This is a genomic window from Rodentibacter rarus, assembly GCF_001998965.1.
GTDB classification, from domain to species: Bacteria; Pseudomonadota; Gammaproteobacteria; order Enterobacterales; family Pasteurellaceae; genus Rodentibacter; species Rodentibacter rarus.
In genome coordinates, this window is sequence record NZ_MLHJ01000061.1 from 1 (window position 1) to 9,410 (window position 9,410).

Genomic DNA, 9,410 nt, shown 5'->3' on the forward strand with positions numbered 1-9,410 from the left:
AGGTTGGAATCCACACATTTTTCTGCCTATTATTGGCGACAAACAGACGATCTGTATTTACTACCACCAGGTAAGCACTCGCAGGCTTCTCCATCACGATCTCCATCTAAATTATAAGCTCCATTTTGTTCCATATATCGTTGGGCTTCAGCTTGAGTTGAAAAGTCAGAGCATCTAACTCTAGCGGCTAAAGAATCATAAGAGAGAGTCAAAAGTATTACACCCAGTAAGAATTTGTTCATTTATCTGCCTCCAGGTCGACGATCTGCGGCACGATCATCGCAGGCTGAACCATCTTTTGCGTATTGCCAACTATGATCGCATCTTCCAGCATTTGCAAAAGATGAAAATGTACTTAATGTGAATGTTGCCAATAAAATCATAATGCTCTTTTTCATATATACTCCAATGTGAATTAAACTTACTACGAATTATGCACGACACTTTGATGACTTTAGGTTAAAATCGCAAGGTTCGAGCATCCTTGCGCATTGTAAACGGATGTTTTTCATGATAAAGATTGTAATAGTTACAATATTCTATACTGTTTGTTACTTGACAACACGAGGAGAGGTAAATGGGGATAAATGAAAAAGTGCGATTGTTTCGAGAATTGAATCATTGGTCGCAAGAAGAAATGGCAGAAAGAATGAATATGTCTGTGACTGGCTATGCAAAAATTGAACGTGGTGAAACTAATCTTAGCCTGCATAAACTTAAGCAAATTGCTTCTGTTTTTCAAATTGACTTAATTGATCTTCTATCACCTAGTGATAATGGTGTGATATTGATTGGGGGAGAAAATAACCAAAATCACTTCCGTAACAATTATTATGGTAGTCAAGAGGCACAATTTACGATTGAAAAGCTAGAATTAGAACTTAAGTATAAAGATGAACTATTAGCCCAAAAAGATCATGAATTAGAAAATTTAAAAGAGTTAATGAATCTACTAAAGCAAAGTATAGGAAAATAGGTGATTTATGATTATTGTTTACGGTATTAAAAACTGCGACACGGTGAAGAAGGCATTGAAATGGCTGGCGGATCACCATATTGAGCATAAATTGCATGATTACCGTGTGGAGGGTTTGGATAGCGATTTTTTAGAGCAGGCGGAAGCTCAATTCGGCTGGGAAAATCTGGTGAATAAACGCAGTACCACTTGGCGGAATTTAGCCGATGAGGTGAAAAAAACGTTGTCAAAAACGACCGCACTTTCTGTGCTTGCACAGAACCCAACGTTAATCAAACGCCCGATTATTATGCAGGAAGGAAAAGCATTGATTGGGTTTAATGAAAAAGAATATCAAGCGGCATTTGGTCAATAATTTATTAAATTAATAAGCCCACGTTGGTTTAACATTGTGGGCTTATTGATGAGTTAATTCCCTGAAACTTTCATTTTTTCCAATAAAATCGAGCCGGTTTGAATGTTAGAACGGGTTTCGATATCATCAGCGACCGCCACCATATTTTTCAGCATATCGGGAAGTTGCCCTGCTATGGTGATTTCTGCCACGGGATATTGAATTTCTCCGTTTTCTACCCAAAAGCCTGATGCGCCACGAGAATAATCACCGGTGACAATGTTCACCCCTTGTCCCATCACATCGGTGACTAACAAACCTGTTCCCATTTCCCGTAACAGGGCGGTTAATCCGCCGGTTAAATTCGGTTGAACCAGCCAGTTATGAATCCCCCCAGCATGACCGGTACTTTTCATGCCCATTTTTTTGCCGCTGTAATGGGTGAGCAAATAAGTTTGTAATACGCCGTTTTGTACGATTTCTAAATTTTGCGTGCGAACCCCCTCGCTATCAAAAGGGGTTGAGGCTAAACGGCGGAGAAGATGAGGACGTTCGCTAAGGTTAAACCAGGAGGGGAGTACCGCTTTGCCTAAATGATCGAGTAAGAAACTCGACTTACGGTATAAACTGCCACCACTAATGGCGGCTGCAAAATGGGAAATAATACCGGTTGCGACATCGTTTAAGAAAACCACCGGTACTTCTCGGGTGGTTAATTTTTGTGGATTTAAGCGTTTCACGACTTTTTGAGCCGCATTTTCGCCCACCCAAATAGGTGAGTGGAGCTTGTCAAATTCCCGTGAAACCGTGTATTCGTAATCATTTTCCAAGGCATCTTCCACACCGCCTATAACGGAGCAAGATAAGGAATAACGGCTGGATAAATAACTTTGTAACATTCCGTGGGTATTGCCATAAACACGGACACCGCAATGAGAATTAAAACTGGCACCATTGCTATTGATAATACGTTTATCCGCCTCCAATGCCGCTTTTTCGGTTTGAAAGGCAAGTTCCATGGCTTTTTCAACATCAATCTCTGCGGGGTGATAAAGTTCCAAATCCGGTGCATGAAATGCCATTAATTCTTTTTCCGCCAAACCGGCACAGTCATCCGGTGAGGTATATTTGGCAATCGCCAAGGCGGCATCGACGGCATTTTTAATGGCACTTTCACTTAAATCAGAAGTGGAGGCATTGCCTTTTTGTTGCCCTAAATAAACGGAAATACCCAACGCGCCATCATTGGTAAATTCGACATTTTCAATTTCTTGTAAACGGGTTGAAACGGATAAACCACTCACTTTGGTGACCCCCACTTCTGCACTGGCGCCGGCTTTTTGTGCCATTTCCAAGGCAAAGCTGACGGCTTGGCGTAATTCCTGCTCTTGTGTCTTTAAAAGTGCGGTCTGATTTTCTGTTGTTTTCATTGTCTTTTTTCCGTTAAAAATTTTTCGCATTTTATCTTATTTTCAAAGTTTATGCTAAAATGCGCCCAAATTTTAGAGAAGGGATAACATGGCAAAGCGTAATAAAAAAGAAGTCTTTGACTGGGAAGATGAAGAACAAGAAGAGATCATTTGGGTCAGTAAAAGTGAAATTAAACGTGATGCACAAGAGTTAAAGCAACTGGGTGAAAAGCTGGTGAATTTGACGAAAAATAATTTGTCAAAAGTGCCACTTGATGAGGCTTTGTTAGACGCTATTGAGCTTGCACAAGGTTTACAAAAAGAAGCCCGCCGCCGCCAGTTACAATATATCGGTAAATTGCTTCGGGGCATCGATGTTAGCCCTATCCGTGATGCCTTGGATAAAATTGAAAATAAACATCTTCAACAACAAGCCATGCTTCATAAATTAGAAATATTGCGTGATGAATTGGTTGAAAAAGGCGATGTGGCATTGACCGAATTATTTAATGAATATCCCTCAGTGGATCGTCAGCAGTTGCGCAATTTAATTCGGGCGGCCCAAAAAGAGCGTGCGCAAAATAAGCCCTCAAAAGCGTATCGTGAGATTTACCAATTGTTAAAAGATCTCATTTTGTTAGATTAAAATAGTTTGTTTTTTAATCGCTTTTAGGGCTAGAACCCGGCTAAAATTGTGGTATTATTCGCCCTCAAATTGACACAGGACAAAACATTTTTATGAATATTCGTTGGAATATTATTTTGGGTGCGGCAGCACTTTGTTTATTGGGCTGGTATTATTCGTTAAATCAAGATAACGGCGATTTACAAAGTTTGGTGAAATCCCCGGATAGCCCTGATTATGTGGGTGAAAAAATGCAAACCACGGTTTTTTCACCGGAAGGCAAAAAGCAGTATTTCGCTTTGTCGGATCACGTTGAGTATTTTAATCAGGATGGTAAAACCAATTTTATTGCGCCATTGGTTTATCTTTTTGATGTGGCAGAGCCTAATTCCTCACCAAAAAATGACAAGGCAAAGGTGTTTGAAGCACAGAGTTGGAAGTTAAGTGCGAAAAAAGCCGTTCTGACAAAAGAGGAAATATTATATTTGGAAGGCGATGTTATCGCTGAAAGTTTGGAGCCAACTTCCCGTCTTCAGCGGGTTGAAACTCAATCCGCCCAGGTCGATTTAAAAACACAAGATATCACCTCTGAAAGTTCGGTGAAAATTAACGGACAAAATTTTTATTCCACAGGATTAAAAATGGTGGGAAATTTGCGTCAGCAAACGGCCACATTAAAAGAACAGGTAAAAACATACTATGAAATTAATAAACCATAAGCTTTTTCTTCTCACGACATTGGTGTTCACCTCTTTTTCGGCTTCGGCGTTGAAAGATGATACCAATCAACCCATTAATATCGTTTCCGATAATCAATCTTTAGATATGGAAAACAGTGTGGTGACATTTACCGATAATGTGGTAATTACACAGGGTTCAATTCTGATTAAAGCGAACAAAGTAGTGATTACCCGTCCGCCGGAAAATTCAGGTAAAAAAGAAACGGTGGAAGCCTTTGGTACGCCGGTTACCTTTCACCAGTTGTTAGATGATGGGAAACCGGTAGATGGTAAAGCCAATAAAGTCCATTATGATCTAGGAGCGGAATTTTTAACGCTGACAGGCAATGCAGAGTTAAAACAACTTGATAGCAAAATTAATGGCGAACGCATTACTTACGATGTGAAAAAACAACAGTTAAAAGCCAATGGGGGGAAATCACGCGTGAAAACCGTGTTAATTCCTGCTCAGTTACAACAAAAAGGTAAAAAATAACCGATGTCTGTTTTACATGCCGAATTTCTCGCAAAAAGTTATAAAAATCGTAAAGTCGTTTCTGAGGTAAGCCTTACGGTTAATTCTAACGAAATTGTGGGGTTACTTGGTCCTAACGGGGCGGGCAAAACCACGACTTTCTATATGGTAGTGGGATTGGTGCGACAAGATCAGGGTAAAATCATCATTGATGGCGAGGACATTAGCTTGTTGCCAATGCATAGTCGTGCACAGCGTGGAATTGGCTATCTCCCTCAGGAAGCTTCTATTTTTCGCCGTTTAAGTGTTTATGATAATTTAATGGCGGTGTTGGAAGTTCGCAAGGATCTTAGCCCGGAACAACGCCGAGAAAGAGCGGATGAATTAATTGAAGAATTTAATATCGGGCATATTCGTGATAGCCTTGGACAATCCCTTTCCGGTGGGGAACGCCGCCGTGTAGAAATTGCACGAGCCCTTGCCGCCAATCCTAAGTTTATTTTGCTCGATGAACCTTTTGCCGGGGTTGATCCGATTTCTGTCACGGATATTAAAAAGATCATTACCGATTTACGCAACCGTGGATTAGGGGTGTTGATTACCGATCACAATGTGCGTGAAACCTTAGATGTGTGTGAACGTGCTTATATCGTTGGCGAAGGCAAAATTATTGCCACAGGAACACCGCAAGAAGTGATGAATGATGAACATGTAAAACGTGTTTATTTAGGCGAACAATTTAAGTTATAGCGATGAAATTAACCGAGCTTTTTCGCCCTGAAAATATCCGTCAGGGTGTCTGCTTTTCAAGTAAAAAGCGTTTATTTGAATCCATTGCTCACTTTGTTGTAGAGCAATTACATTGCGACAAAGGCGAGCAAGCCTGTTTTGAGTGTCTGTTTAATCGTGAAAAGTTGGGTAATTCGGGATTAGGCAATGGCGTGGCGATGCCAAAAGCAAAATTACCGGCTGATGCAACGAATAAAGCTTTAGCGGTTTTTATGCAATTGGAAACCCCTATTGATTATGATGCCCAAGATGGCAAGCCGGTGGATTTGGTCTTTGCGGTGCTGGTGCCGGAAAAACAGTGCCAAACCTATATTCCGGTGCTTTCTGCGTTAACGGAAAAACTGGCTGACAAAAATTTTCTCAAACAATTACGTTCGGCAAAAAGTGCGGAGGAAATTTGGCAAATTTTTGAGATTGTGGATCAAATGCCGGAAAGCACAGAGGCTTTGCCTGAGGATAACGCATAGTATTACGAGGTTTTTATGGAAATTATCATTATCAGTGGTCGTTCAGGCGCGGGGAAATCCGTTGCATTGCGTGCATTAGAAGATATGGGCTACTATTGTGTTGATAATCTTCCTTTGGATTTACTCTCTCAACTGACGGAGATCTTGGCGAAAAACCACAGTGCGGTGGCCATTAGTCTTGATATTCGTAATTTACCCGAATCAAGCCATTCCCTCGATCAAATTCTGACAGCCATTCAACAACGCTATACCACAAAAATTATTTTTTTAGAATCCGATCGCAGCACCCTCATTCGGCGTTATAGTGACTCCCGTCGTCTGCATCCGCTTTCTGTGAAAGATCTTTCTCTTGAAGCGGCAATTGATCAGGAATATCAACAGCTTGAACCCTTACTTCAACATGCCAATTTCATTATTGATACCACGCATATTTCTACCCATAGCTTGGCGGAAAAACTACGCGAATTCTTAAAAGGAAATACGGAAAAAGAACTGAAAATTGTGGTGGAATCTTTTGGCTTTAAATATGGGATTCCCCTTGATGCGGATTATGTTTTTGATGTGCGTTTTTTGCCCAATCCTCATTGGGACCCTCAGCTTCGACCGATGACAGGATTAGATGAACCGGTTGCCCGTTTTTTAAATAGCCATGATGATGTGAATCATTTTATCTATCGCACACGCAATTACATTGAAACTTGGCTTCCTATGTTGGAACAAAATAATCGGAGCTATTTAACCATTGCCATTGGTTGCACAGGGGGGAAGCATCGTTCTGTTTATATCGCCCAACAGCTTGGTGAGTATTTCCAAGCAAAAGGAAAAAATGTCAAAATTCAGCATAAATCCTTGGAAAAACATAAAAAATAGAAAAATGAGGTGATAAAAACGATAATACCAACCAGCTCGCCCTGCTGACTGGCTTTTTTATATGATATTTAAGTGTTTTTTCTCTCACCATTCTTGAATAACTTCGCTTTTTCTTATCCTAGAGTCCATAATGTCCTAACTAATCTAAAAGCGGTTGATATGACTTAGGTAAATTTTCCTGGCTTAGTAGTGATATGCCACTGAAGTAAGTTATAACAGAAGCACTACATCTGGCAAAACTGAGTTTATTCAGGGCGGTTTACACTTTGCCGTTTCTGTCATCGTTTTTCTGATGAGATTATACAGTCGGTAAAATTCCCTAAATCTCTTGCTCGCTCCTCTCTGCTTTTCACTTCTTAGTGTATAGGCTTACTCCAATAAGTATTGCTTGACTTCTCAATAACCCAATTCAATTTCCCATCGGTGTCAATAAACTGAAAGGACCTCACTCGCTGGATAGGTTGTGCATAAGTCCTTCTGCAATGTAGGATTTTGTTTTCTTGATTGGAGCGTTGAGTTTAATCAGATGAGCTTATCTCCTTGACCTAATTTGTGCAAGAACGGTACAACCTGATAATTCCGTTTATATGCTTTCATAAATTTCTTTCAGAAGGTTGATGATACTTTGGATAGAGGCAGATCAAATTTTCAACCGCACTTTTATTTTCTCTTTTTCTGTTTTTTCTTACCGCGCTGTTTTTCTAGCACATCTAAGGGAGTATTGGTTTCGTCTTGAATGTTTCCCCGGTATCCAAGGAATCGGCTGATATGTAAAGAAAAGTTTTTTGGGTATTCAAAGAGGTTGGGGCAAGGCGCCTGATAGCCCTCTTGTCGGTTTTCTTCAACACTGATTATCACGCTACCTTTAATTTGTTCTTTTAAGGAATCCCAATCTATTGCCGTTCGGAAAGAAGGGAGCCCCTCGATTTTAGGGGATCCTTCTTTGAAGTAATGGGCAATTTTTCCTCTAAAAAGGCTTATTTAGGTAATTTCTTGCAATATAGCCCACCGTCAATCCAGTTGAACATCAAATTAAATAGCCATTCGAAAATGCCTTTTCTTCCGCTAATCGTGTTCAGGATTTCATCAATACGTTCTTGCGGTGTTTCAGGGTTCATAAAATCCACTAACACTATTTTTCAAATAGGGAACCCTATTAAATTTGACGAGCTCCTCTTTTAAAAAAGGTAACAATGTAATCCCTAACATCGGTAGACAAGCGGAGCGAGCGACAACGGCAATTTGCGGACCTTTAAAACAAGGCGTGCCGGTGCCTTTGTTGCGATAAGGATGTACCCAAATAAATAGCGTGACATTAACAGCGGAAATATACTCGGGAAACGGGCGCATCAGTTTATTGAGTTCGGTTATATAAAATTTTTTGACGACATAGGTATAAACAATGCCGCGTTTTCGATCGAAACGCACCCGTTTTTTAGCGGGGCTCAGCAGAATGAAAAAAAGGAGAAGGTATTTGCCAACGTAGTAATAGCCTTTCCAAACCATTCCTTTATGCTCTTCCCACATTTCCGCCATAAATTGTTCTTTACTTTCACCAGTCTCGGTAAATCCAATATTGTGAGGATCTTGGTAAAATTCCCAACTTCTTTGAAATCTGCTCTCAGGCTGGAAAGTAAGCTGTAAACTCTCCCAAGTGTTACGTCTATAAGTAGGTTCAATAAAATCAATATAGAGTGAAGCGATGGCAATGATAATAAAGGCGAATTTAAACAAGATGCCTTTACGTTCTTTCAGTTCAATAGTGTTTTGCTCGATTTTGACCAAGCAGCGACGAAGTGTTCGTTGCAATATTTTTTTAACATCTTTGTCATTTACTATTCTCCTAATTCTTCTGCCATTTTTATTGCTTTTTCATATTGTTGATTGAGGTATTTTTTTACCCCATCACTTTGATAAAGTTTACTTGTGGTATCGCCCTCGTTATCGGTGAATGTCACATAAACCGTAAAAGAATCGGAGGTGATGCCATTCTCGGATAATGAAAATCAACCACATTTTTCCCCTTGCCGGGAAATTCACGGCAATATATTGTTAAATTAGCCAGGGTGGAGGATGGATTTCGTAAATTTCGCATAGGTGATGCTAATCACGTCACCGGAATGCGTGATTTGTAATCCGTGTTGAATAAAGTAATCATAGAGCTCTTCGTCAAAACCATTTTTAGCAGTGATGTAATCTATTACATTATTATTACTTTCATTGTAACTACTATCGGATGATATTCCGTCAATTTGATATTCCAATAGCCACACTGAAATGGAGACAAGCCGTTTCTACAGAAAACAGTCCATTTTTAACGGTTTATATGACGGTTAATTTAAATTCAGGGGAGTGGGTTTGTTTTCGAGCTAATACAGCTAACCCATTGATTCTACTGTAATTAAATTGGGCAATCCAACGACGTAATGTTTGGTGATTGAGATGAAATTGTTTGTGTGTCAGCGACCTATTTTTATTGTGTTGGAGATAAAATTCGACCACTTGCTGTTTGAAAAGTGGGTTATATTTATTCATAAAAAATCTGCACCTTAGGGAGTTGGACGATTAGTCCAACTTTTGGGGTGAAGATCAAATTTTCAACCGCACTTTGATCTGCAATCCAAAACCTGGACACCTAATTTGAGGTGCAGATGATATCCTATTCTTATCAATTTCATTTAAAAATTATCAAACTTGTCACCGAGTAGAATTTTGGCATTCGAGAGGTGGCTAAACTTCATAAAAT

15 protein-coding genes and 1 pseudogene are annotated in these 9,410 nt (G+C 39.9%); 8 read left to right on the plus strand and 8 right to left on the minus strand.

Annotation, left to right across the window (positions count from 1 at the left end):
• Positions 1–29 precede the first annotated feature (29 nt).
• Positions 30–242 (minus strand): excalibur calcium-binding domain-containing protein, encoded by a 213-nt coding sequence (locus tag BKK50_RS13055; protein WP_077416634.1) that lies wholly within the window; start codon positions 240–242, stop codon positions 30–32.
• A complete protein-coding gene (locus BKK50_RS12600) occupies positions 243–398 on the minus strand; it encodes a hypothetical protein (RefSeq protein ID WP_167366637.1) in 156 nt (51 codons plus the stop codon).
• 179 nt (positions 399–577) lie between these two features.
• Between BKK50_RS12600 and BKK50_RS06930 the strand changes: the two genes are divergently transcribed.
• The gene (locus BKK50_RS06930) at positions 578–976 is read left to right on the plus strand and encodes a helix-turn-helix domain-containing protein (protein WP_077416636.1); all 399 of its coding nucleotides are present in this window, start codon (positions 578–580) and stop codon (positions 974–976) included.
• Between the two features lie 7 nt (positions 977–983).
• Positions 984–1,331 carry an ArsC family reductase gene (locus BKK50_RS06935; RefSeq protein WP_077416638.1) on the plus strand — a complete coding sequence of 116 codons (348 nt, stop codon included), beginning with the start codon at positions 984–986 and terminating at the stop codon, positions 1,329–1,331.
• Positions 1,332–1,384: 53 nt separating this feature from the next.
• On the opposite strand, the gene pmbA is transcribed toward BKK50_RS06935, so the two are convergent.
• Positions 1,385–2,740: a metalloprotease PmbA gene (gene pmbA / locus BKK50_RS06940; protein ID WP_077416640.1), complete on the minus strand. Its 1,356-nt coding sequence runs from the start codon at positions 2,738–2,740 to the stop codon at positions 1,385–1,387.
• 88 nt (positions 2,741–2,828) lie between these two features.
• Here pmbA and yjgA point away from each other — a divergent pair, with 88 nt between their 5' ends.
• The 6 genes from yjgA to rapZ all read left to right on the plus strand — a co-directional run bounded on the left by yjgA (position 2,829) and on the right by rapZ (position 6,664).
• Positions 2,829–3,365, plus strand: coding sequence for a ribosome biogenesis factor YjgA (gene yjgA, locus BKK50_RS06945; RefSeq protein WP_077416642.1), 537 nt, complete (start codon positions 2,829–2,831; stop codon positions 3,363–3,365).
• A gap of 92 nt (positions 3,366–3,457) precedes the next feature.
• Entirely contained in the window at positions 3,458–4,063 is a 606-nt protein-coding gene (lptC, locus tag BKK50_RS06950; protein ID WP_077416644.1) for an LPS export ABC transporter periplasmic protein LptC, read from the plus strand.
• Entirely contained in the window at positions 4,044–4,559 is a 516-nt protein-coding gene (gene lptA, locus BKK50_RS06955; protein WP_077416646.1) for a lipopolysaccharide transport periplasmic protein LptA, read from the plus strand. The genes lptC and lptA overlap by 20 nt, the downstream gene beginning before the upstream one ends.
• Before the next feature lie 3 nt (positions 4,560–4,562).
• A complete protein-coding gene (lptB, locus tag BKK50_RS06960) occupies positions 4,563–5,288 on the plus strand; it encodes an LPS export ABC transporter ATP-binding protein (protein ID WP_077416648.1) in 726 nt (241 codons plus the stop codon).
• Between the two features lie 2 nt (positions 5,289–5,290).
• A complete protein-coding gene (ptsN, locus tag BKK50_RS06965) occupies positions 5,291–5,794 on the plus strand; it encodes a PTS IIA-like nitrogen regulatory protein PtsN (protein WP_077416650.1) in 504 nt (167 codons plus the stop codon).
• A 15-nt stretch (positions 5,795–5,809) separates the two neighbouring features.
• Positions 5,810–6,664 (plus strand): RNase adapter RapZ, encoded by an 855-nt coding sequence (rapZ, locus tag BKK50_RS06970; RefSeq protein WP_077416652.1) that lies wholly within the window; start codon positions 5,810–5,812, stop codon positions 6,662–6,664.
• Between the two features lie 977 nt (positions 6,665–7,641).
• Here the strand turns inward: rapZ and BKK50_RS12870 are convergent.
• The 5 genes and pseudogenes from BKK50_RS12870 to BKK50_RS06980 form a co-directional block, all read right to left on the minus strand.
• Positions 7,642–7,782: a hypothetical protein gene (locus BKK50_RS12870; protein WP_244149429.1), complete on the minus strand. Its 141-nt coding sequence runs from the start codon at positions 7,780–7,782 to the stop codon at positions 7,642–7,644.
• On the minus strand, positions 7,772–8,473 hold the full coding sequence (locus tag BKK50_RS12875; RefSeq protein WP_244149430.1) for a hypothetical protein: 702 nt from the start codon (positions 8,471–8,473) through the stop codon (positions 7,772–7,774). The genes BKK50_RS12870 and BKK50_RS12875 overlap by 11 nt, the downstream gene beginning before the upstream one ends.
• A gap of 26 nt (positions 8,474–8,499) precedes the next feature.
• Complete coding sequence (locus BKK50_RS13060) at positions 8,500–8,622, minus strand: hypothetical protein (RefSeq protein WP_279625574.1); 123 nt, start codon at positions 8,620–8,622, stop codon at positions 8,500–8,502.
• A 99-nt stretch (positions 8,623–8,721) separates the two neighbouring features.
• A complete protein-coding gene (locus BKK50_RS12455; RefSeq protein ID WP_158074657.1) occupies positions 8,722–8,937 on the minus strand; it encodes a hypothetical protein in 216 nt (71 codons plus the stop codon).
• Between the two features lie 52 nt (positions 8,938–8,989).
• Positions 8,990–9,199, minus strand: a pseudogene (locus tag BKK50_RS06980) (transposase); the annotation flags it as partial.
• Positions 9,200–9,410: the final 211 nt, after the last annotated feature.

Coding starts and splice junctions, on each gene's coding strand:
- BKK50_RS13055 (WP_077416634.1), bottom strand. CDS start 242: ATGAACAAATTCTTACTGGGTGTAATACTTTTGACTCTCTCTTATGAT.
- BKK50_RS12600 (WP_167366637.1), bottom strand. CDS start 398: ATGAAAAAGAGCATTATGATTTTATTGGCAACATTCACATTAAGTACA.
- BKK50_RS06930 (WP_077416636.1), top strand. CDS start 578: ATGGGGATAAATGAAAAAGTGCGATTGTTTCGAGAATTGAATCATTGG.
- BKK50_RS06935 (WP_077416638.1), top strand. CDS start 984: ATGATTATTGTTTACGGTATTAAAAACTGCGACACGGTGAAGAAGGCA.
- pmbA (WP_077416640.1), bottom strand. CDS start 2,740: ATGAAAACAACAGAAAATCAGACCGCACTTTTAAAGACACAAGAGCAG.
- yjgA (WP_077416642.1), top strand. CDS start 2,829: ATGGCAAAGCGTAATAAAAAAGAAGTCTTTGACTGGGAAGATGAAGAA.
- lptC (WP_077416644.1), top strand. CDS start 3,458: ATGAATATTCGTTGGAATATTATTTTGGGTGCGGCAGCACTTTGTTTA.
- lptA (WP_077416646.1), top strand. CDS start 4,044: ATGAAATTAATAAACCATAAGCTTTTTCTTCTCACGACATTGGTGTTC.
- lptB (WP_077416648.1), top strand. CDS start 4,563: ATGTCTGTTTTACATGCCGAATTTCTCGCAAAAAGTTATAAAAATCGT.
- ptsN (WP_077416650.1), top strand. CDS start 5,291: ATGAAATTAACCGAGCTTTTTCGCCCTGAAAATATCCGTCAGGGTGTC.
- rapZ (WP_077416652.1), top strand. CDS start 5,810: ATGGAAATTATCATTATCAGTGGTCGTTCAGGCGCGGGGAAATCCGTT.
- BKK50_RS12870 (WP_244149429.1), bottom strand. CDS start 7,782: ATGAACCCTGAAACACCGCAAGAACGTATTGATGAAATCCTGAACACG.